The organism is Lactobacillus sp. ESL1191, assembly GCF_058504435.1.
Genome location: NZ_CP196365.1, coordinates 192,299 through 215,602, shown reverse-complemented (window position 1 = coordinate 215,602; position 23,304 = coordinate 192,299). Strand labels below are relative to the sequence as shown.

Genomic DNA, 23,304 nt, shown 5'->3' with positions numbered 1-23,304 from the left:
TGCTTTTTTATTTGTTAATTAGTTTTAGTTTATATTAAATATGCTCTTTTGATTCATATTAATTGATGATAGAATAAAAAAATATTTATAGAAAAGAGAATTTTTAATGTATATTTTTATTACTATCATACTTATTATGGGCGGCGTTGCCTTTGTTTTTAATTTGCTCTGGTGCCTATATTTGTCCTTCAGCAAAAATGTTCAACAAGAAAGTTATGACTGCCATCAACGTTCATTTAAAACAATGTTATTATTTATACCAGCAATGGATGAATACAAGTCACTTAATAAAAATATGTCTAAACTACTTAATTTACATGAGCAATGCAAACACTTTATAGATCTTAAATTTGTTTTTATCGATGATGCTTCCAATGATGGAACAACGGAATTATTAAATAAATTTTCTCACGAAGAAAATGTGATTGTCATTCATAGGGTTAAGCCTAACGCCCAATTAGGGAAGGGGCCGGCTCTACAAAATGCTGCTGATCAAATTGCTCAAATGAATTTTTCAAGTGATAATACATTAATCGGGGTAGTTGATGCCGATGCTCGATTCGATGAAAATTACTTATACAAAGTTTGGCACTCTTTTGAAAATTCATCATATGACTTGGTTCAAACCCGTGTAAACATCTATAATACAGATAATAATTTGGCTACTATGCAAAATTTTGAATTTTCTATCTACAATGGCTTAGTACAAATGGCCAGAACAAAATGGGGCTCCTCTCTAGCCTCCGGTAATGGTCAATTTGTAACCTTAAAAATGGTTGAAGATGTTGGCTGGTCTTCTTCTCTACTTGAAGATTGTGAATTTTCATTAAAAGGTTTGCTAAAAGGATATTATGGCACATTTCTTAATACTGAGAGTATCGGACAAGAGGGCGTTATTTCTCTTAAAAAACTAATTAGGCAACGGATAAGATGGTGTCAAGGTGGGTTGCAGTGCTTAGCTACATATGGCAGTAAAATCATTAAATCAAGTACTATTTCTTTTGCTATCAAATTTTATGTATTAGCCTTTTTATTAATTCCCTGTTTTTCTGTATTTCTTGTTCCAGCAGCTATTTTTTCTCTCATAACCTTGTTTTACGATGCTGCTTTTAACTTTTGGCTTAGTATTGGTGCTATTTTAGTTATAGTATTAATTGAATATTTTTCAAATTCTCTGATGATAGTTAAACAATGGAGAACCACGGAGCAAGAGTCCAAAATTACTTTTTTAAAATTATTAAAAGTCGCTTTTGTAATCGATCTTTATCGTTGGGTTTTAGCAGTTGTTCCTTATATGGCCATCGCTCGAATGTTAACTGGCAATAATTCATGGGAAAAAACAAGTCATAGCTAGTTCCTTAGCATCCAAAACTTAAGTTAAACAAAAAGATTGATAAATCGAAAAATTGATTTATCAATCTTTTTGTATTGTGAGAAGTTTTTGGTATTTAAGCCCCCAATTTTTTAGTGAACAATGACATTTAAACTCTAAACACAGTTTTATTTTTTAAAAATAAAAAACTTACGAAGCTTTTTTTATTTTGCTATCATGATCGAGTTGCTCTAAAGAGCACAGAATTGAGAGGAGTTTTTCTATGGAAAATAATCAAGCAAGGGTACAAGTGAACCACCCTTGGCTAGCAATGATGAGTATGATGATTGGGACTTTTGTTGGTATGTTGTCGGAAACATCATTAAACATCGCCTTGCCCCAGTTGATGAAGGCATTTCAAATTAATTCAGGTGCAGTTCAATGGCTGGTCACTGGCTACATGCTGGTCATCGGCATTATCTTGCCTTTTTCAAGTCTATTAACTAAGTGGTTCACCACCAGGCAACTGGTTATCACTGGCCTCGTAGACTTCATTATTGGTGCAGTAATCGCGGCTCTTGCCCCTAACTTTACCCTTTTACTAATTGGCCGTATGATCCAAGGATTGGGAACAGGTATCATTCTCCCTTTGATGTTTACGGTCGCAATGTTAATCTTCCCCCCACGTAAAATGGGTGCAGCAATGGGAATCTGCGCCCTAGTTATTATGCTGGCACCAGCAATTGGACCAACCATGACGGGTATTATTCTGGGTAAGCTGTCCTGGAACTGGATCTTTTGGTTTTTTATTCCATTTTTGGTTATTGCTTTAATTTGCGCGCTAGTTGGTTTGCCCAACGTTGGCACGATTACTCGACCAAAAGTTGATATTCTTTCGTTACTTGAATCTATTATCGGATTTTCTTGTCTTGTAATGGGTGTTAGCTTTGCCGCTGACTTTGGTTGGGCTTCACCAACTGTCTTAATTATGTTGGCTATTGGTATTGTTGTTTTGCTTTTTTATGGCCACCGGCAACTACATTTGCAACAGCCGATTATCAACCTACGCGTATTTAAAAAGATAGATTTTGCCCAGGGGGCACTTTGTGTCATGCTGGACTTTGCGATTATTTTGTCAGCAATGTACTTGTTACCACAATATCTGCAACGCGGGTTGCTATTACCAGTTGCGGTAACCGGGATTATCATGCTCCCAGGGGGCATTATTAACGCGGCCGTCTCCGCTTTTGCTGGACGTCTATTCGATTCTTTAGGTGCTAAAAGGCCAACAGTGGCCGGCTTTACAATTGCCATTATTGGTATTGTAATGTTGCTATTCTCAAACAATACATCACCGATTGCATACGTAATTGCGGCTCACATTATTCTGATGATTGGGTGCCCACTAGCTATGTCGCCTGCACAAACGCACGCTCTAAATGCTCTGCGCGGTCCTGAATCTGCTGACGGGAGTACCATTCTCAACACTATGGAACAAATTATCGGTGCTGTAGCAACAGCTTTGGCAACCAACTTCTTAAGTCTGGGCCAGGGTGCTTACCAAGGCCTTAATAAGGCCGCCCAATTTACCAATGGCGTTCACTATGGCTTGTACTTTACTTTGGCCTTGGCTGTGGTTGGTTTAATCATTGCCTTCACCTTAAAGTCCGAACATTCTTCAAATAAGGTAAATTAACTAGCTTGATTTAGCCTTAAACCGCAAAAGAGGTTCTGCATATTAGCAGAACCTCTTTTTGGATCATGAAATATTTTTGCCAATCTCTGAAACTTCTGACGGGTATTTATTCTTTAATCTGGCCTTGCCCAAATTCGATTTTATGATACTGATAACAACTGAGTCGTCCAGTTGGGCGTATTTATCAAGAAACAGAAACCCTTCTTTTGGAAAGGCGCTAACAAATACGCTTAAACAATAATCTAAACCTTTTTTTAAGGCTTTAAATTCTTCTGACCTTCGTTCTTGAGAAGGAACTTTTATTACGTTGGACATGATAACGTCCGCCATCTTAAGTGCAAATTTCGCATTATCACTATTTTTTAGCATGGGAGGATGTGCAAGCGCCGCTAAAATAGCTCTTTGTTCGAGCAGATTAGCTGTTTTTATCCATTTGCTAAAATATTTTTCTAATACGCTAAAATCGTGTTCGCCAATGATCTGAAAAGCTATTGCAGCACTTTCTCTAATCCTCCATCGAGGATCGCTCATTGCATCTTTCAAAATACTGATTAATTGATCTTGTCCGTCGGAAAATTCAAAATGGGCACCGATAGCTTGAATTGCACAAAATGGAAGATATTCTCTAGGATTATTATCCCCAGTCTCGTCTGCTGAAATATGTGTCCATTGAATAACCAACTGCCAAAGGGTATTCGGCACCACCTTCTTTTGAAAATAATTAGCAAATTCAGAAGCAAAAGTTAAATTAGCTCTATGTCCTGGGAGGTTAGATTTGCCAATTACAAGTTTCTCTATTTCTGTGTTAGATGGATCGTTATTCAAGGATAACAATTCTTCAAATTCATTTTTTCTTTTCTTCGCCATAATCATTCCTATTTATTTTTATTATAACAATATAGCAATTAGAATATTTCTTTAATCGCTATATTCTCAATTTTTTAGAGCTGGTGAAAACTGGCTGAAAAATATCTTTAGACTTAGCTTGTTTATAAATATTTGCACCCCATGTCAGTACCAGGAAGAATTCGAATTCCAAGTAAGAGTAAATAAATTCATCCGAAAAAAGTTTAGGATGAATAAAACATCCCCCCACCTCAAATTAAGGCTTTTTATCGAGACCTAAAATATAATCGTCTGCTACTTTTACCATATTTTTCTCCTTAATAAATGACCATTTTTTATTCTTTAAGAATAGCAAAAACTGGTAGTACTTACAATGCCACCAGTTAGCCTTCTCGTTATTATTAGTTAAATTCTTTAGCCGCCTTGGCCTTAATTGTTTCAGCTGAATGCCGTAATTGCTGCTCTTCTTCCTCAGTCAATGCCAAGTCAAGAGTTTGAATAATCCCATCACGGCCCACAATTGCTGGATATGACAAGTAAGTGCCGTACTCTTGGCGGTAGTTGGAGACTGGCATTTCAGCGCATGCATCACTTTGAACAACTTCAAGCAAGCGCGTTGCAGCTGCCGCAATAGCATAATTAGTATACTGCTTGCCCTTGTATACAGTCTGGCCTCCGAACTTGATTTCCTCATTCAAATCTTCTAACTTCCAAGGCTGATTTTGAGCCAGTTCAATTATCGGCCGTTCTAATACCTTAACAGTCGACCAGGCGGTAAACTGCGAATTGCCATGCTCACCCAAGTTAAAGCCTTGAACTGAACGTGGATCAACACCCATGCGCTTACCTACAGCTCGCTTCATTCTGGCCGTATCAAGCAAGGTACCCGTACCGATAACATGCTTTTTCGGCAAGCCCGTCAGCTCTTGATACATACTGGTAATGACGTCTACCGGGTTGGTAATGGCAATGATAATGCCATCAAACCCGCTCTGCTTGATAGCCGTTGCAATTGCCCCAATCCGCTCCTTGTTATAGCGTAATTCGGCAAAGCGGTCGCCGCCCGCTTCCAAGGCAATGTTGCCAAAGGCCGAGATGATAACTTCGGCGTCTTTCAAGGCGGCGTAATCATTGCTAATAATATTGGTATGGTGATTGAGATTAGCCATTGCATCTTCAAAATCAAGCACATCCGATGCTAGTTTAGCCTCATTCACATCAATTAAGACCAAGTCATCAACTAATCCCGCAATAATTAGTTGATGTGCTACCGTGCTACCAACATGTCCGTCGCCAATAATCCCGACTTTATGACTCATAATATTTCCCTCCTGTAGTTAATTTAAGGAACATTTTCTAAATAATATACTCTATTTATTAACAATATTCATTAAAAATAATAAATTATTTAAATTTTTACTCAAATAATTATTAAGTTTAATTTATATTTAACCTAATCTTTTGATGTACTTATTTTGTTTCAAAAGCCTTATACTACAGGTAGGAGGTCTTACACTATGAGACAAATTAAAATTGGCAACACAAACTTTACTGGTTCTGCCGTTGCATTAGGCATCATGCGCATGAGCCAGTTAACAGTCGACCAGGCGGTCAAGACGCTAGAAACCGCACACGAGACGGGCATTAATTGTATAGATTCAGCTGACATCTACGGTCATGGCAAATCTGAAGAAATTTTCGGTCAGGCATTCGCAAAATCTGCTTTAAACCGTGATGACTTTTATATCCAGTCCAAGACTGGTATCTTCGAAGAACCTGCACTCAACTACAAGACTACCCGCTATGATTTTTCCAAAAAACATATTCTCAGTGCAGTTGACGGTATTCTCTCCCGGATGAAGATTGATTATCTAGACAGCCTGCTTTTGCATCGGCCAGATGCATTGATGGATCCCGATGAGATCGGAGCCGCCTTTGACGAATTGCAAACAGCTGGCAAGGTACGCCACTTCGGCGTATCCAACTTCAACCCTAGGCAGGTTGATTTGCTGCAAAGCGGCATCAGCCAGCAGCTGTTAATTAACCAGTTGCAGTTCAGTATTATGCACACCGGTCCAATCGACTTCAACATCCATACCAACATGACCGATGAGCGCAGTATTGATCATGACCGCGGCATTCTGGACTACTCTCAGCTCCATCACATGACGGTACAGGCCTGGTCGCCTTTCCAGTACGGCCAGATTGAGGGCAACTTTATTGGTAACCCGCAATTTCCTGAAGTCAACGCCACCCTGCAAAAGCTTGCTGACTCTAAGGGCGTCTCCAAGAACGCAATTGCCGCAGCCTGGATCCTGCGCCATCCAGCTAAGATCCAGGTCATCATTGGCACGATGACCCCTGACCACATTGTTGACAGTGCTCGGGGCGCTGACATCAACCTGACGGCTCAGGAGTGGTATGACCTCTACCTAGCTGCTGGTAATGACTTACCATAATATTTTTTAAGCAAAAAAAGTCCTGGTGAACCCAAATTCACTAGGACTTTTTGTGTGACCATTAACATTATCAATACTTGTGCTTACACCCATAACTGTTGGGAATGTTTAACTTTTGCCGGTACTTGGTAATTACCCGTCTGCTCAATTTGACCCCAGCTTCAGCAAAAATTCTGACTAATTGCTGGTCACTTAACGGCTGGTCTTCTGCTGCAATTATTTTTTGCAGGTCGTACTCAATCCGCGCTGGGGACAAATCCGTCGTCACCTGACGGGGAAAGAGTATTTTTAGACTAAAAAGCTTGTTTTGACACTGGATGTACTTGTCCTTAATCGCCCGACTAATCGTGCTAGGTGCCAAGTTCAACGCCTGGGACGCCTCCTTTAGGCCTAGTGGCTTCAGCTCTTGCTTTTTTAGAGACACTAAGAATGGCTGTTGGACTTCACCAACAAAATGACCTAATCGCATAATCGTCTTTTGACGCTGGTCAAGCGCATTCTTCATTTCCAGATAGTCTTGTTTCTGCTCAGTAAAGTACTTCTTTTGCGGTGCTTGATCCTTTAATTCTGCATACGCTGGTTCATCAAAAATCAGCTCTCGAATCTGCGACTGGCAGCTTTCAACCGTCAGACGCCCATCTTCAACCTTGTAGCTTAAATCTGGTAAAAAATACTGCGTGTTATTGTCGACAACATACTCACTTGCGGGGTGTGGATCAAGGGTCTGAATGCTAGCTAGCGCCTGGGTCAATTCTGTCTCTGTGAATTTTGACTTGGGCCACTGCTGTGGGTTAGCCAATAATTCCAACTGGCCTGCCTCTAAAATCTGCCTGGCAACCTGATCAAAATTCGTTTTTTGCCTAGCTTGAAGTAACAGACACTCGTTTAGATTTGTAGTACCAATCCCGCAGGGATCGAGTTCTTGCAGCAGCGTGCGAGCATGGTTTAAGTCTACCAATGAAAATTCCGTTTGAGTGGCTATGTTAGCTAAATCAGCGCGGAGGTAGCCGTCTGAGTCTAAGCTGAAAATAAGCAATTTAACTGCTTTCTGCTCCCTGCTGGTCCAGTCGCTTAACCGCACTTGTCCCAACAAATGGTCAACTAAGTTTTCACCTGCTGGCGTCCGCAACCACTCCAAGTTTTGCATTTCTGCCTTCGGCTCACGTAGCGAAACAAAGGGATTACGCTCGCTCAAGTCTTTCAGCGCATTGACCAAATCATAAGTACTGTAAGACAAGACCGTTAGATTCTGCTTCAGCTTAGGCGACAGAAAAAGCCGTGTCACTAACTGCTCCTGTGGTTTCAGTACCAATCTTTGCAATTGTGCCATCGACTTTTCTCCTTTCTTTTCCCAAAACAATTTATGTTATTCTTTAATTATAGCCGATTAATAGAGCGCTTTCTAACCCTTGCTACTTTTTTTCTACACGTCCAAGGTATATTTAAGCGTCCCGGCAGGCGGATTTTGCGCGGCCCCACTCACTCTAATTAATCACAAAATTAAATTTAACCTTGACGTTTTCTATTTTATCTTTTATACTTTCTTCATTAAGGTTGGAGGTAATTCTCATGAAGAATTTGAAACATAATCTACAACTTAATAATTGTTATTATCTTAGCTACTATAGATAAGGTTTGGATTCATCTAGGTGGATTCAAACTATCCAAGTTTGAATTTATCTATGATGGCTAGACCCTTTTTAGTGCGATTGGCCACATAGCTTTCTAAGTGGCTAATCGCTTCATGATTAATTACCTCAGGATAATTCTTGTTGTACCCACTTAGGAGTAAGTGGGTATTTTTTATGGAGGCATGAAAATGCAGATCAAAAAATTAGTTACAGGAATTACCTTGGCGGGGCTCCTGCTTCTTGGTGGCTGTTCCAGCAAAAAGGCGGGTACAAGCAGCACCGCAGTCAAACACGTCGGGGTTTTGCAAGTGGTCCAGCACCCGTCCCTAGATAAGGCCTACAAGGGCTTTAAGGAAGGCTTAAAAGAAGGTGGCTACACCGAAGGCAAAAACCTTAAAATTGACTACCAAAATGCGCAAAATAATCAGGACAATCTAAAGAGCATGAGTGAAAAGTTGGTTAATGCAAAGTCCGACTTGATCTTGGGCATTGCCACACCGGCGGCTCAGAGCGTAGCCAACGCAACCCAAGACATTCCCGTCGTGGTTACCGCCGTAACTGACCTTAAAGCAGCCAAGTTAGTTAAGTCGAATACTAAACCTGGAACCAATGTCACTGGCACAACCGATATGGTTTCAATTAAAAAGCAAATTGACCTGCTTTTGTCGATTGTGCCCAAGGCTAAGACCATTGGTATCATGTACAATGCTGGTGAATCCAATTCTAAGATTCAAGCAGATATGGCTATTGCCGTGTTAAAAAAAGCTGGTGTCAAGGTGGTTGTCAAGACTGCCAACACAACTAATGACGTACAACAAGTGACTGAAACTTTAGCCAGCAAGGTTCAAGGAATCTTTGTTCCGACTGACAACACCTTTGACTCCGCCGCTTCAGTTGTCGGTAAAGTAGTCAAAGAAAAGAAGGTCCCACTCGTTGCCGCCTCAATTGACCAAGTTAAAACCGGTGGTCTAGCTTCAATTGGGATTGATTACGAACTCCTCGGTAAGCAAACCGGTAAAATGGCGGCCAAGATTTTAGCTGGTAAAGCCAAGCCGCAAGATCTACCCGTTGAAAAGGCCCGTGACATGAAGTTAGTGGTCAACAAGGAGATGGCCCAAGCTCTGGGTATCAACCCCAAATCAATCAAGGCGCCCCAATAAGCTAATTTACTCGCTCGTAAATTTACTTGCATCTCCTTTATCCAATTGAGTAAGTTAGTGAATTTTTCCTTGACTTTCAATTTTTATTATTTTATAATTTTTTCATTGAGGTTGGAGGTAAATTCTGATGAATTTAAAACAAAACTTACAACTGAATAACCGTTTTTACTTTAGCTATTTTAGATAGCGTTTGGGTTCATCTAGGTGAATTCAAACGAAACGCAAGTTTGAATTTATCTATGATGGCTAAAGCCCTTTAAATGCGGTTAGCCACATAGCTTTCTAAGTGGTTAACCGCAAACGATTTCTTATTTTGAGATAATTTTGTAGTACCCACTTATGAAGTAAGTGGGTATTTTTTATTTTTAGCTGTTTCTGGATAATGGAGGAAGAAAAATGCATATTAGAAAATTGGTCACTGGAATCACACTGACAGGATTACTATTACTTGGCGGTTGTAGCAGCAAGCAAGGTGGCTCTAAATCAACCGTTAAGCACGTCGGCATCTTGCAAGTCGTACAACACCCATCCCTAGACAAGGCATATAAGGGCTTTAAAGAGGGGCTGAAAGAGGGGGGCTACACTGAAGGCAAAAACCTTAAGCTAGACTACCAAAATGCGCAAAATAGCCAAGATAATCTGAAGAGTATGAGTGAAAAACTAGTCAACGAGAAGTCAGATTTAATTCTGGGAATTGCCACTCCGGCCGCCCAAAGTCTGGCTAACACCACCCAAGACATTCCACTTGTAGTCACAGCGGTGACTGATCTCAAGGCGGCTAAGTTAGTCAAGTCGGACGCCAAACCAGGCAGAAATGTTACGGGTACGACCGACATGGTGTCAATTGACAAGCAAATCAACTTACTCTTGTCAATTGTACCTAAGGCCAAGACCATCGGGGTAATGTATAATGCCGGTGAGGCCAATTCAAAGATTCAGGCTGACATGGCCATTGCTGCCCTCAAGAAGGCTGGTGTCAAGGTAGTTATTAAGACTGCTAACACAACTAACGACGTACAGCAAGTAACCGAAACGTTGGCCGGTAAAGTGCAAGGAATTTACGTGCCAACTGACAACACTTTTGCCTCAGCCGCCGCGATCATCGGTAAAGTAGTTAAAGAAAAGAAAGTTCCCCTTGTTGCAGGCGCTGTTGACCAAGTCAAGACCGGGGGCTTAGCTACTATCGGAATCGATTACGAACTGCTTGGTAAACAAACAGGTAAGATGGCTGCCAAAATTTTAGATGGAAAGGCCAAGCCACAAGACATGCCCGTTGAAAAGGCCGAAAATTTAAAGTTGGTCGTTAATAAAGAGATGGCTAAAGCTTTAGGGATTGATCCTAAATCAATTAAGGCACCTAAATAACTTTTAGAAAGGTCGTAAACAAAAAATTATGTTAAATACTTTTTGGGACTTATTTCTTTCAGCATCCTCACAAGGATTGCTCTGGTCATTGATGGCCATAGGCGTTTATCTGACTTTTCGAATCCTCGATTTAGCTGATATGACCGCTGAAGGTAGTTTTCCCTTAGGCGGAGCTATAGCCACGATGTGTCTAATTAAGGGCATCAACCCCATTTTGGCAACCATTGCCGCTTTTGGGGGCGGACTTGTTGCTGGATTAGTTACTGGCTTGCTCAATACCAAACTGCGAATTCCCTCGTTACTTGCCGGAATCATCACAATGACCGGTCTCTACTCCATTACCTCGCGGGTAATGCAAAATGCTGCCAACGTTTCACTGCTGGGCAAGAATACTATTTTTACAATTGCTCAAAACTGGGGCTTATCCCGCAACAACGCGGTAATTGTCATGGGGGCGTTGATTGCCCTGCTTGTAGTTGGCTTACTCGTTATCTTTTTTCGGACCGAAATTGGTCTAGCCATGCGAGCAACGGGCGACAATCCGGAAATGAGTGCCGCCAACGGAATTAAGACCCAAGGAATGAAGATTCTCGGCTATATGATTTCTAACGGCTGTATTGCCCTGTCTGGCGCATTATTGGCCCAAAACAATGGCTTTGCCGACTTAAATTCGGGTGTTGGTACGATCGTTATTGGCCTGGCATCAATTATTATCGCCGAAGTACTGCTGCGTAACCTGTCAATTGGAGCACGGATGCTTTCCCTAGCACTAGGTGCTATCATCTACCGCTTAATCCTGGCGCTAGTTTTCCAGATGAACGTTGAACCTTCAGATGCCAAACTGGCTTCTGCTTTAGTATTAGTTGTTTGCCTGGCATTGCCGAATTTTCATTTACCACGTAACCTTAAAGGAGGAAGCAAAAATGTCTCAAGTACTAAAGATTAAAAATTTGCATCAAACCTTTGAGCGTGGCACCGTTAACGAAAATCGGGTACTACGCGGCGTTGACCTTGAGCTCGCAGCTGGTGACTTCGTTACCATTATTGGTAGTAACGGAGCTGGTAAATCAACCCTCTTAAACAGTATTGCGGGCACTCTGCCAATTCAGGCAGGACAGATTATCTTGAAGGACCAAGATATCAGCAAACTACCAGTGACCAAACGGGCCAAGAACATCAGCCGAGTCTTTCAAGATCCCAAGATGGGAACAGCCGTCAGGTTGACCGTCGAAGAAAACCTGGCTCTAGCCATGAAGCGCGGACAGCACCGCGGCTTTCGCGCCGGTGTCAAACGTCAAGACCGCAAGTACTTCAAAGAGCAGCTGGCTCAGCTTGACCTAAATTTGGAAAACCGCTTAGAGACCGAAATCGGTTTACTCTCGGGCGGGCAACGACAGGCCATTACTCTGCTCATGGCCACACTCCAGCGGCCCGACCTGATTTTACTCGATGAGCATACCGCAGCACTTGACCCCCAAACTTCCATTACCGTTATGCAGCTGACCGAAAAGCTAATTAGTGAGCAAAAATTGACCACCTTCATGGTTACCCACAACATGGAAGATGCCATTCGCTATGGCAACCGGTTGATTATGTTACACCAAGGCCTTGTAGCAATCGACCTCGCAGGAGCGGAAAAACAAAACCTGACCGTCTCAAAACTAATGGAACTCTTCCAAAAGCAAGTTGGTAATGGTCTAAAGGATGATGCCCTGCTTTTAGGCTAGAACAATAGCTAAAAAAATAATCTGAAGCGATTGCTTCAGATTATTTTTTTGTGTCCGCTTATACTAAACTATCACATGTAATGCATCACTACCATGCTCAATTATTCCCGCATGTAACAAGTCAACTTCTCGATAATCTTTAGAGTTAGTAACAATTACAATGGTAGAAAGATCATAACTAGCTTTTTCGATTGCAGCTATATCAAAATGCAATAATTTTTGTCCTTTTTTGACATGGTCTCCTTGTTTAACAAAGCTTTCAAAGTATTTACCATTTAGCTTAACGGTATCAATTCCGACATGAATCATTAGTTGGGTACCATTGTTAGAGGTAAGACCAAGGGCATGCTTAGTATCAAATAACATAGTCATTTCACCATCAAATGGTGCATATACGTCCCCACTTGTTGGTTGAATTACAAAGCCTTCTCCCATTGACCCATTCGCAAATGCTTGATCATGAGCTTGCGCTAGATCTTGCACCGTTCCAGAAATTGGTGCTGTAATGATATCATCAGCAACCAATTGGACAGAACCAGAGCCATTAACACCAGCCACTTTTTGGGTCACATTATCTTCATCAAGACCTAGAACCATAGTAACAACACATCCAACCACAAAACAGGCCAAAAGCCCAAGACAATATGGAATGAAAGTCTCACCAACAAAGGCTGGCAGAGTAGTTAAGCCCCCAAAGACGAAAGCAAAGGCTTTAACTCGCATACCACCAATGATCGCACCACCTACAGCACCCCCGGCAACAGCACCAATTAAAGGTTTCTTATAACGGATACCAATACCATAAATTGCTGGTTCAGTAATTCCCGCAAAGAAAATTGACAGCAAGGCTGAAATTGAATAAGCTTTCATCTTCTTATCTTTTGTTCTGACAAAAGTTCCAAGCGTTGCGCCAGCCATCCCAAAATTAGCTGCACACGTTAAGGGAACAATATGATCAAAGCCTAAGCTACTAATATTATTAATCATTACTGGATTAACTGCCCACTGCAGACCAAAGATAACAAAGATATTCCAGATTCCACCAATCAAGGCACCTGCTACCCAACCATTGAGGTTCATTAACCAGTTGATTATTTGCGAAATTCCTTCACCGACATAAACACCGAATGGACCAAAGAGGCCGGCGGTCAGTGGAACCATGACAAATAGTGAGATCAAGGGTACAAACAGCAATTGTAAATTAGTTGGTATCCAATTCTTTAGCCATTTCTCCAAGTATGACAAACACCACGTTGCTAAAATAGCTGGCACTACTGTAGAAGTATAAGTCATTAGAACTAACGGAATGTTAAAAAAGTGAACGACCGTACCATTACCAGTTTTACCCATTAAATCAATAAATTCTGGCATAATCAGTGCACCCATAATAGCTGCAGCAACAAACTTATCACACTTAAACTTCTCGGCAGCAGTGATTGCTAACATGATCGGCAAAAAATAAAATACTGCCGTTGATGCAACCGTCAAAATATGATAGGTAGATGACGTTGTTGATAACCAGTTGAGCTGAGTGGCCAGTAATACCAATCCTCGAAAAACACCCGAACCAGCAAATAACGGTAACAATGGTGTAAAAATTCCGCCAATGATATCCATTAATTTTAAGAACCAATTGGTATCTTCTTTTTCTTTACTTTCACTAGTACCGCCATTGGCCAAGCTAGTTCCATCAATTAATTGATTATAAACTTGCGGAACTGCGGGACCAATTACCACTTGAAATTGTCCTGCCTTTTCCACTACGCTAATTACGCCATTAAGTGCTTCAATCTTTGCCTTGTTACGATGTGCTAAGTCATTATTAGCTAAGCGCATTCGTAAACGAGTAGCACAGTGAGTGATGTTATTAATATTATTTTCTCCACCTACCAAAGATAAGATTTTTTTACCAAAATTTTCTGACATCGTTTCGTCTCCTTTCTTCTAGATAGCCTGGTCTTCAAATTTTTCTTGACCATCAAACTGAGTAGAACTTTCAAGTTTAATAAATTCCGTTTCATTTTCGGTTTCAATCGCTGCTAATTCTTCAACTCTTCGTTCATGTCTACCGCCAATATATCTTGCATCCAACCAGCTTTTCACAATCATTTTAGCTAATTCAGAACCAACTACTCTTGAGCCAAATGCTAAAACATTGGTATTATTGTGCATTCTAGACATCTTAGCCGTGTAGCAATCACTGCATACGCATGCACGTATTCCATTAACCTTGTTTGCAGCTAGTGAAATACCAACTCCAGTACCACAAATAACAATTCCTAGATCATATTCACCATTTGCTACCGCCTCACCTACTTTTTTGCCATAGATTGGATAATCCGTCCGATCTGAACTTTTAGTGCCAAAATCATGTACTTCGTAACCTAAACTTCTAACGTAATCAATAATGATTGGTTTAAGTTCTAAACCAACGTGATCTGAACCAAAAGCAATTTTCAACTTTTTTTCTGCTGTCATCATGCATTTTCCTTTCTAATATCAGAGATAATTTTTTGATAACTTTGCTTTTTACCGAACAAAGCCGATGTTCCTAAAATAAAATTATCAACGCCTTTTTTATGTAGTTGCTTAATCTTTGCTCGCGAAACAGCACCATCTATTCCCAAAACATAGTCATAATCTTCTTTGGCTGTTGCAAACCTGTTAAGCTTAGGAAGGACAAAATCCTGAAAAGGCTGACCCGCAAAGCCCGGGTGAACAGTCATTATCAAAACATAGTCAACAAGGGGTAAAAGTTCTTCTACCATAGCAAAAGAAGTTCCAGTATTGACTGCAATTCCCGCCTTTTTACCAAGTGCATGGATATCATCAATTGTCCGTGCGGGCTGGGCCTCAGCATCCGGACAAAAATAGATTAAATCAGCACCGAGATTACTAAAAAATTCAATATAGTTACGGGGATTTTCAATCATCAAATGGGCATCCATTGGTTTTTGAGTTAACTGGCGAATTGTTTGATAATCTTCTGGACCCAGTGCAAAGTTCGGCACATACTTACCGTCCATCACATCCATGTGGTACATATCTACTCCAGCTTCATTGAGACTTTCAACCTGACTCGCCAAATGACCAAAATCGGCACACATCATTGATGGGCTTAATATTAAAGACATTCCTTCCTCCTTTTTGAGTAAACGTTTACTCATAATCGATTACCGATATTATTGCACTTTAAAATAATTTTGTAAACTTTTTATTTTGAATTTAGTAAAAATAATGTAATCGATTAACCAAATTATGCATTACATCAACTTTTTTAATGCTATAATATTTACTACACGGTAAGGAGACAGCAATGAAGCAATATTCAATTAAAGACATTGCTAAACTTAGCAATGTTTCAACTGCAACCGTTTCACGGGTGATTAACAATAACGGGAGATTTTCTGAAGAAACTAGAAAAAGGGTACTAGAGGTTATCCAGAAAACTGGCTACAAAATCGATGATAGTGCTCGTAGTTTGCGTACAAATGTTACATATACCATTGGAATTATTGTGCCTGATATTAAAAATCCTTTTTTTGCTGACCTTGTACAAAAAATTGAAGAACTGCTATTTTCAAAAAATTATTCAACAATTATTTGTAATACAGACAAAAATGAGCAAAAAGAAAAAGCATATTTACATATGCTTGAAAACAAAAAGGTTGATGGCATTATCGTCATTTCTGGTTCTTACAAACATGGTTTTAAATTTCAGAGCTCATTGAAAGAAATTCCTTATATTTGCATTGACCGTGAACCAGAAAATTTTCATAACACTGTGTTTATCTCTTCCAATCATTATCAGGGAGGCTTAGATGCGACCAATTATTTATTTGAACGAGGATGCAAATGTCCAGCAATTGCTGTTAAAAAGGTTGGTACTTCAACTAAGTCTAGAATTGATGGCTTTAAAGAAGGACTTAAAACCCATTCTTGTAAATTTTTAAAAGCAACCCATGAGCTAGAATTAAATGGTAAAAATTCGCTCAAACATTTTCTCCAAACCAATACACAAATTGATGGTTTTTTTGCAGCAGATGATACAATTGCCATCGAACTTCTACAAGAGTTATCTATGCTAAATTATCAAGTTCCTCAACAAATTCAAGTAATTGGCTTTGACGACGTTCCTGCGGCCAGTGTAATCACACCCAAGCTATCGACTATCCATCAAAACACTCAAAAAATTGCTCAAACAGCCGTTACTAGTACGATGAATGCCCTAAACAAACAAAATGAAAAGGGAAGTCAATTCTTAATTCCCACCGCACTGATTGCACGGGAAACAACAAGATGAAGAACCTAAAAGGCTAAAAACTATATTGTTTTTAGCCTTTATTGATATTAAAGTGTACTAATATTATGATTGATGATTTATCTTATCATGATATAGTATTTTTTATTTCTGATGTTTCAAAACCGCCAAGAATTTGTCTGCTAAGAACTCCTGTAATTGCTTCGTAGTTCCATTTTCAAACATAGCCATACTTTCATTATTCATTACTAGCATGCTACTAATCATTCCTAATGCCTGAGTTTCACTAGATGCATCTTTTTCAGGAGCGAGCATAATCAAAAATCGCCTCACTTCTATTTCTTTACGATCCATTGCAAGCATCTTAACTGGAATTTGCAGCTGACAAACTGTAACATCTGCTTGATTTACACCTGCACTGCTAGTATGCACTAACGCTAAATGGGTATGAGGCAGACCTACTGGTGATAAGTTAATTCGATAGAGCAGTTTTTGAGCAACTGATTCAGCATCAGCAATCACTTCTTCCGGAAGTTGCTTAACAACACCATTAATTATGTGCTTTAGTAACTGTCCACTTGTGTTTTCAAATTTAAAAACGACTATTTGCGCAGCTATCCGAGCATATAGGTCAACTTCTTTTTTGTGTGCTAGCAAGCGCGGCAATGCTGGTTGTTTGGATTTCTTTTTTTTCAAATTAGCGTATTTAAATTGGTAAGTCTTCAGATATTTTTTTATTTTTTTGACTTCATTGTTTAAAAGCAGCGGACTCACAACTTGATAGTCACGCGGGAAGCCCGGTAAATCGACCGTTGTCAAAACTAAATCGTAATTAGCCAAATCAAGCTGCTTTAATTTGGCAATTTTAGTTGTATCAATCTGACTAATTTCCGGCACTTCTTGTTGCAAACGACTTTTTAAAATTTGCGAGGTTGAAAATCCGTTTTCACAAATTACCAATGCACTCAACCCATGATAATATTTATGGTTTTCACACTCATTGGCAAAGTACAGCAACAACAACTGGTTCTCATATTCGCTAAGATATTTTTGTGTGAATACTTCTTGCCACTTTTCAGCAATAATATTTGCTAGTTTTTGATACTTTTGCTCTAAAATTTTGATTGAAGCTAAATTTGCTTCAGGTAATAGTAATTGGTTCTTTTTTAACAAGCTCTCTATATGATAAGCTAATTTTTCAAAAAAAGTCGGATTACGGGTAAAGTCCCAGCCATATGCCGTAGATACTAAAGAGATAAATTCTTTTATCTGAATAGAAGTTGATAAATCAATGTCATCGAAGTTCTTAGGGATAACCTGATGGTCGCTGTTCTGTAACTGAACCGCTAAAAAATTCACTTCCTCTTTGGGCAATTTTTCCCCAATATTCTGATAGTTCAAATTTGCCAAGTATTTGTACGTCAGCCCCAAATACTTAATATCAACACTTTCATTAGTTATCTTTCTCAAATTGCAGCCTTGGGAAAACCGGTAGATTGTTAGAGCAAACATTAAAACGAGTGATATGGTTCTTTGGTCGTATATTCCTTTTATTTCAGGTAATACATTGACCGTCAGGGCTTCGTAGCTCTTGACTAGCAAATCAGTGGGAATCAGCAGGGCGAAGAAATTGCTCATGGCTTTCTTTTTATTTTGTAGACTCAATAAAAATTGATATTCATTTATTTCATTTAACACTACGCGGCAGAAAAGATACCGCCGAATATTTTCAGGTCCACTAACAATAATCCCAATCCCTTTTTTTCGCAGCAAATGCAAGCCATAGGCCTCTAGAGACTCGGCAACATCGTCTAGATCTCGTTGAACTGTGACTTGGCTAACCTCTAAATTCAAAGCCAAATCATTGATTTTCATTTCCGTACAGCTTAATAACAGCATCGCAACAATCGCATCTTGCCTTGATGCAGTAGAAAAATAATACATTTTCTTTTGATTAATCAAACTTTTTTTAACTTGTGTTAATGCGCCTTGACTACCCTCAATTTGGTAAAGACCTTTTCGATTAATTAAAATTACGCCCTGTTGCTCTAGATATAACCTTAAATCAGCAAATTCACGATACAAAGTACGCTGACTGACAGCCAACTGTTGTTCTAAATCAACTAGAGAAAGTCCTTTCTTATTTTCAATCAACTTTAGTAAAATTTTTCTTTGTCGTTCAGTAAATACAACCATTTTCACCATCCCTGCTGGTATTATCATCAAGTAATCAGTTGGCATCAGCAAAAACAGTCATTCTTCAACTTAACTATCTCAAATGACTGTTCTTTCTGTTAAACAAATTTTATTTTTTAAACTCTTCTGATATGGCACCAGCAAGTGCATTGACCAAGTCTTGGTCCTTCAAGCCAGTTGTTGCAACTACTACTTCTGCAAACTTGTCTTGAATCATTTGTTGCAATTTTACACTTTCATCGTCGTTAGAGACATCGAACTGGTAAATTTTAGCTGCCGTTGCCAGCAAATTACTATAATCTAGTCCTCTGTCCTTTGCTTCACGAATCGGTCTAATGAAACGCTCATCATAGCCCAACTTACGAATCGGCGTGCGGCCAACTCGGTCAATCGTATCAGAAATATATGGATTTTCAAAGCGCTTAATAATTTTTTCTTGGTACTTTTTATGCTTCGTCCGATCAAAATTCCACTTTGCAATCAGTAGGTCACCTGTTTCTTTTAAGACACCCTTTAACTGGCTCAGTACTCGATCATCTTTAATAGCCTCCCCGATACTATTGTAACCAAGGGTTTTACCTGTATAAGCAACAGTAGCATGACCTGTGTTAACAGAAAATAATTTACGCTCAATATATGGCTCCAAGTCTGTGGCATAGTCAACTCCCGTCAATTTTAAAGAAGGATTTGCCATTTGCGACTTATCAACAATCCATTCTTTAAAGGGTTCAACCGAAACCATTAGTGGATCGTCATGCTCTTGCAAGGGGACTATTCGATCAACGGCTGCATTGGGAAAACCGATATATTTATCAGCAAACGTTTTATCACTATCTTCCAAGTGCTTGTATACTTCTTGCTTTAATAACTGAGAACCACCAATCATATTTTCACAAGCAATGATATCAATTTTTTGCTCATTACCTTTATCTTTTCGGGCATTAATTCCCTGGGCAATTAATTGCGCAATAAACTGTAAAATCTTTGGCCCAATGGCTGTTGTCACTATGTCTGTTTCGGCAATTGCAGCGATAACTTGGTCCGGGTTTTTACTATTATTAATTCCTCGGACGTTTTTAACGTTAATTTTCTGTTGTCCATCGGCCGCTAACTCAATTGTGTACTCATGACGTCTGTTCAGCTCATCAATAATTGTTTCGTTCACGTCGACAAAGGCAATCGCAAAGTCATTATCAGCTAATGTTTCACCAATAAAACCGCGGCCAATATTACCTGCTCCAAAATGTACTGCTTTCACTATTCTTCTACCTCTTTTAAAAGATCAATTACTTCTTGTTCTGACTGTGCATCTGCTAATTTAGCAACGTTTTCAACTTTTCTACAAAACAGTGCAATTTGTGACAAAACATTCAAATGTTCGTTATTTACACCAGCAATACCGAAAACCACCGTTACCACTTTATGATCATCATGGTTTTCCCCAAACTCGATTCCTTCAGGAACTTGAATAACGGAAATGCCGGTTTTTTTAATATACTTTTTACCCTCATCGATACCGTGTGGAATGGCAATAAAGTTACCAATATATGTTGAAAGTTCCTTATTGCGTTCGAGCATTGAATTAACATAACCAGGTTCAACACATCCGTTATCAACCAATAATTGACCGGCAGCTCGAATTGCGTCTTCTTTTGTGTCGAAGTGCTGATTCAGCTTAATCATCTTTTTATCAAGTTTCATTTTCTAAATCCTAACTACTCTAAATGGAAAATCAGATTTTTTAAATTTTTGTCCTTTAGCAGGTCATCAACAGCAACTATTTGTGCTTGTGAAACATGCCTTTTTAGTTGCTCTACCATTGCAGTTGTTGTGATTAGCAACTGATCTGGACTATCCTGAACATTTGCTAAAGATGTCTGGTTAGCAGTCAGGTTCTTTTGCGCCAGTTTAAGTTCATCGTTGAATGAACTTACTGCCATTGTGGTTGAGCCAATGTTTTTGTCTCCACTTACAAAGCTGATTTTTTTAACTCTTGCGAAATCAATCTGGCTGAATAAACCTGAAATATTTTCAGCTGGTTCTTCAGAAGCACTATCAGAGTTAGCTTTATTAACATTCTGTTTTAGCATCTGTACAATTTCATCATAGCGTGAACTGTTCATGAAATTACCAACCGAAACATGAATTGCAGCGGGAGTTTTTTCGGTTGCCCGATCTGTTAGTTCCTTTTGCGTAACTACTAATAAATTGGGTTCTGGTTTTAAGTCGCGTACAGCAACATTGGTTACTGGAACAGTTGTTATGCCAGCTTTCTTTAACTTATCACGTAATAATGATGCACCCATTGCCGATGATCCCATACCAGCATCACAAGCAAAGATAATCTTTTTAATATCGGTTGAAGCCGATAACCCGTTGTTATTATTTGTAAGGCCCTTGGACTCAGCCTTCATTTGCTGCATTTCTGCCTGTTTAGTTTCAAGATCACCGCCAAGCGACTTGTCTCGCTTAAGAATAATTGCTGAGAGAATAAAGGAAACAATTGTAGCTACTAGAATACCTGCCAAGTTGGCAATATAACTGCCCTTAGGAGTCATCAATAGAATTGAAATAATTGACCCAGGTGAGGCAGCTGCTTTTAACCCAGCACCTAGTAACTGAAAAGTAAATGTTCCCGATATACCTGCCAAAATAGCAGGAACAATCAAGAGTGGTTTCATTAAAATATACGGGAAGTATATTTCATGGATACCACCTAAGAACTGAATAATAACTGCACCTGGTGCCGACGATTTAGAACTGCCCTTGCCGTACAGACAAAAAGCAAGTAAAATTCCTAACCCCGGACCAGGATTGGATTCCAGCAAGAAGAGGATTGACTTACCTGCCTGTCCTACTTGCTGAATACCTAATGGGACCAAAATACCATTACCAACCGCATTGTTAAGGAATAAAACTTTGGCTGGCTCAATAAAAATATTAGCTAGTGGCAGTAAGTGGGCCGAGATAATCCAAGAAACACCTTGAGCGGCAATGTTGCTACCACCAACCACCAAGGGGTTAACAATAAACTGCCCAATAATAGCCAGGACCATTCCGATAATCCCTGCAGAGAAATTTTGGTAAATCATTTCAAAGCCAGTTCTTATCTTGTCTGAAAATAGCCGGTCAAATTGCTTCATGCACCAGCCCCCAAGAGGTCCCATAATCATGGCTCCGAGAAACATAGGTACATCGGCTCCGACAATTACACCTGTTGTTGCAATAGCACCGACAACGGCACCACGCTCCTCATATACCATGCGGCCACCGACATAACCTATCAGTAGAGGTAGCAAATAATGGAGCATGGGATTAATTAATTTAGCAATTTGCGCATTAGGTAACCAACCTCCCGGCACCAAAAACAGTGCTGTTACCAATCCCCAGGCAATGATCGCCGCAATATTAGGCATAATCATCCCGGAGAGAGCAGTACCAAAACGTTGAATCTTAGTTTTAATTGAACTTTTTTGTTTGACTGTTGTTTGCCCAACAGCCTGACTACCTTGTGTCATTTCTATCTTCTCCTATCAAACTTCGTTCATGTTTTTATTTTAAGGGTATTAGTATGCGCTTACAACATAATCTAGTTGCCTTTTTGGCAAACCATAACTGCCAAAATGAATTTGCAAAACTTTTGACAGCAAAAAATCAATAATAAATAAAAATGACACTAGACGATATATTGTCTAGTGTCATTTTTTGCAAGTGTTGTAATTAAGAGATTTTTTAAAAAATTGAAATGAATATAGGATATATTATTTTTTCGCTAATTATTTTATTTATCCTACCTCTAAAAATAACTACCTTCCATTCACCACATCCCCGATTCCGCACTCAAGTGACTTCTCATAGTCCAAACCATGAATGCAGACTAATGGAATGTTGACACCACGCTGCCCCATTACCAGACCCGCAGCGGCTGCCAGCAGATCGCACAGGGTCTCAGACGTATGTGTATGCTCGTTGACCCGCAAACCACTAAGTCCGCTAAGGCCAATTGCGACCTGAGTTGCACCCTTTTTATCAACACGGCCGTCACTATCCGTAATAATGACACTCGTCCTGATGCCCAATTCAGCAAAAATCGCAGCACGAATTTCCCGTGCCGATCGATCACAATCTTGCGGCAAAGTAATTACGGTATCACCTTGACCCTTGTCGACCCCACCACTGGTTAGAAACAGTCCACTGGGCAGCCATGCACCAAGATAATTATCAGCTATTTCAAGGTTGTTGCCAGTTGGATCAATAACCACTTGGATTAATCGGGCATCTTTACGCGGAATTTGAGCGTGAATTTTCTGTGCTAGCACAGACGGTCTTACCTGATCCAGCTCAATTACATTGCCTTCGGCAATCGAACATAGCTTAGAAGCAACACAAAGGACATCCCCTTCTGCAATTGTAAAGTTCTCTTTTTTTATCGTTTCTACTAGTATCTTGGGTAAATCACCTGGTTCAGAAATCTGGGGAACGCCATGCAAACCATTAATTTCAATCATTTCTTTACTCCCATCTGCTTTACCAAAAAAATTACTCTATCAAGCAAATTATAAAAGTTAACTAATCATTTTATTAGCTCATTTTCACCCTAACAAAATAACCAAAAACAGGACATTTTTCCTTTGAGAAATGTCCTGTTTTG

Annotated in this window: 19 protein-coding genes; 8 read left to right on the top strand and 11 right to left on the bottom strand. The window is 39.6% G+C overall.

Going from position 1 to position 23,304, the window contains the following annotated elements; all coding sequences use genetic code 11:
* Positions 1–106: 106 nt before the first annotated feature.
* Positions 107–1,354: a glycosyltransferase family 2 protein gene (locus tag ACSYSN_RS01145; RefSeq protein WP_491712447.1), complete on the top strand. Its 1,248-nt coding sequence runs from the start codon at positions 107–109 to the stop codon at positions 1,352–1,354.
* A gap of 241 nt (positions 1,355–1,595) precedes the next feature.
* On the top strand, positions 1,596–3,008 hold the full coding sequence (locus tag ACSYSN_RS01140; protein ID WP_491712446.1) for a DHA2 family efflux MFS transporter permease subunit: 1,413 nt from the start codon (positions 1,596–1,598) through the stop codon (positions 3,006–3,008).
* Between the two features lie 63 nt (positions 3,009–3,071).
* Here ACSYSN_RS01140 and ACSYSN_RS01135 read toward each other — a convergent pair whose 3' ends face one another.
* Together ACSYSN_RS01135 and ACSYSN_RS01130 are read right to left on the bottom strand one after the other, a co-directional pair.
* Positions 3,072–3,875 (bottom strand): hypothetical protein, encoded by an 804-nt coding sequence (locus ACSYSN_RS01135; RefSeq protein ID WP_491712445.1) that lies wholly within the window; start codon positions 3,873–3,875, stop codon positions 3,072–3,074.
* 380 nt (positions 3,876–4,255) lie between these two features.
* Entirely contained in the window at positions 4,256–5,173 is a 918-nt protein-coding gene (locus tag ACSYSN_RS01130; RefSeq protein ID WP_491712444.1) for an L-lactate dehydrogenase, read from the bottom strand.
* Between the two features lie 198 nt (positions 5,174–5,371).
* Between ACSYSN_RS01130 and ACSYSN_RS01125 the strand changes: the two genes are divergently transcribed.
* Positions 5,372–6,313 (top strand): aldo/keto reductase, encoded by a 942-nt coding sequence (locus ACSYSN_RS01125; RefSeq protein WP_491712443.1) that lies wholly within the window; start codon positions 5,372–5,374, stop codon positions 6,311–6,313.
* Between the two features lie 70 nt (positions 6,314–6,383).
* Here the strand turns inward: ACSYSN_RS01125 and rpoN are convergent, their stop codons facing one another.
* Positions 6,384–7,643, bottom strand: coding sequence for an RNA polymerase factor sigma-54 (rpoN, locus tag ACSYSN_RS01120; RefSeq protein WP_491712442.1), 1,260 nt, complete (start codon positions 7,641–7,643; stop codon positions 6,384–6,386).
* Between the two features lie 489 nt (positions 7,644–8,132).
* Here rpoN and ACSYSN_RS01115 point away from each other — a divergent pair, with 489 nt between their 5' ends.
* The 4 genes from ACSYSN_RS01115 (at position 8,133) to ACSYSN_RS01100 (ending at position 12,196) form a co-directional block, all read left to right on the top strand.
* Positions 8,133–9,104, top strand: a complete 972-nt coding sequence (locus ACSYSN_RS01115; protein ID WP_491712441.1) for an ABC transporter substrate binding protein — start codon at positions 8,133–8,135, stop codon at positions 9,102–9,104.
* Between the two features lie 396 nt (positions 9,105–9,500).
* Positions 9,501–10,469, top strand: coding sequence for an ABC transporter substrate-binding protein (locus ACSYSN_RS01110; protein ID WP_491712440.1), 969 nt, complete (start codon positions 9,501–9,503; stop codon positions 10,467–10,469).
* 28 nt (positions 10,470–10,497) lie between these two features.
* Entirely contained in the window at positions 10,498–11,415 is a 918-nt protein-coding gene (locus ACSYSN_RS01105) for an ABC transporter permease (RefSeq protein WP_491712439.1), read from the top strand.
* Positions 11,393–12,196, top strand: coding sequence for an ABC transporter ATP-binding protein (locus ACSYSN_RS01100; RefSeq protein WP_491712438.1), 804 nt, complete (start codon positions 11,393–11,395; stop codon positions 12,194–12,196). Before ACSYSN_RS01105 ends, ACSYSN_RS01100 begins: the two co-directional genes overlap by 23 nt.
* 63 nt (positions 12,197–12,259) lie before the next feature.
* On the opposite strand, the gene ACSYSN_RS01095 is transcribed toward ACSYSN_RS01100, so the two are convergent.
* From ACSYSN_RS01095 to ACSYSN_RS01085, 3 genes are read right to left on the bottom strand one after another with little or no spacing between them, the layout of a single operon-like run.
* Positions 12,260–14,122 carry a beta-glucoside-specific PTS transporter subunit IIABC gene (locus ACSYSN_RS01095; protein WP_491712437.1) on the bottom strand — a complete coding sequence of 621 codons (1,863 nt, stop codon included), beginning with the start codon at positions 14,120–14,122 and terminating at the stop codon, positions 12,260–12,262.
* Positions 14,123–14,140: 18 nt separating this feature from the next.
* Positions 14,141–14,656: a ribose 5-phosphate isomerase B gene (gene rpiB, locus ACSYSN_RS01090; protein ID WP_491712875.1), complete on the bottom strand. Its 516-nt coding sequence runs from the start codon at positions 14,654–14,656 to the stop codon at positions 14,141–14,143.
* Positions 14,657–14,673: 17 nt separating this feature from the next.
* Entirely contained in the window at positions 14,674–15,330 is a 657-nt protein-coding gene (locus ACSYSN_RS01085; RefSeq protein ID WP_491712436.1) for a ribulose-phosphate 3-epimerase, read from the bottom strand.
* A gap of 182 nt (positions 15,331–15,512) precedes the next feature.
* Here ACSYSN_RS01085 and ACSYSN_RS01080 point away from each other — a divergent pair, with 182 nt between their 5' ends.
* Positions 15,513–16,499 carry a LacI family DNA-binding transcriptional regulator gene (locus tag ACSYSN_RS01080; protein WP_491712435.1) on the top strand — a complete coding sequence of 329 codons (987 nt, stop codon included), beginning with the start codon at positions 15,513–15,515 and terminating at the stop codon, positions 16,497–16,499.
* Positions 16,500–16,601: 102 nt separating this feature from the next.
* On the opposite strand, the gene ACSYSN_RS01075 is transcribed toward ACSYSN_RS01080, so the two are convergent.
* The 5 genes from ACSYSN_RS01075 to ACSYSN_RS01055 form a co-directional block, all read right to left on the bottom strand.
* Entirely contained in the window at positions 16,602–18,653 is a 2,052-nt protein-coding gene (locus tag ACSYSN_RS01075; RefSeq protein ID WP_491712434.1) for a BglG family transcription antiterminator, read from the bottom strand.
* 109 nt (positions 18,654–18,762) lie between these two features.
* Positions 18,763–19,911, bottom strand: coding sequence for a mannitol-1-phosphate 5-dehydrogenase (locus ACSYSN_RS01070; RefSeq protein ID WP_491712433.1), 1,149 nt, complete (start codon positions 19,909–19,911; stop codon positions 18,763–18,765).
* Complete coding sequence (locus ACSYSN_RS01065; RefSeq protein ID WP_491712432.1) at positions 19,911–20,354, bottom strand: PTS mannitol transporter subunit IIA; 444 nt, start codon at positions 20,352–20,354, stop codon at positions 19,911–19,913. The genes ACSYSN_RS01070 and ACSYSN_RS01065 overlap by 1 nt, the downstream gene beginning before the upstream one ends.
* 14 nt (positions 20,355–20,368) lie before the next feature.
* Positions 20,369–22,171 (bottom strand): PTS mannitol transporter subunit IIBC, encoded by a 1,803-nt coding sequence (locus tag ACSYSN_RS01060; RefSeq protein WP_491712431.1) that lies wholly within the window; start codon positions 22,169–22,171, stop codon positions 20,369–20,371.
* A 288-nt stretch (positions 22,172–22,459) separates the two neighbouring features.
* Positions 22,460–23,161, bottom strand: coding sequence for a coenzyme F420-0:L-glutamate ligase (locus ACSYSN_RS01055; RefSeq protein WP_491712430.1), 702 nt, complete (start codon positions 23,159–23,161; stop codon positions 22,460–22,462).
* Positions 23,162–23,304 lie beyond the last annotated feature (143 nt).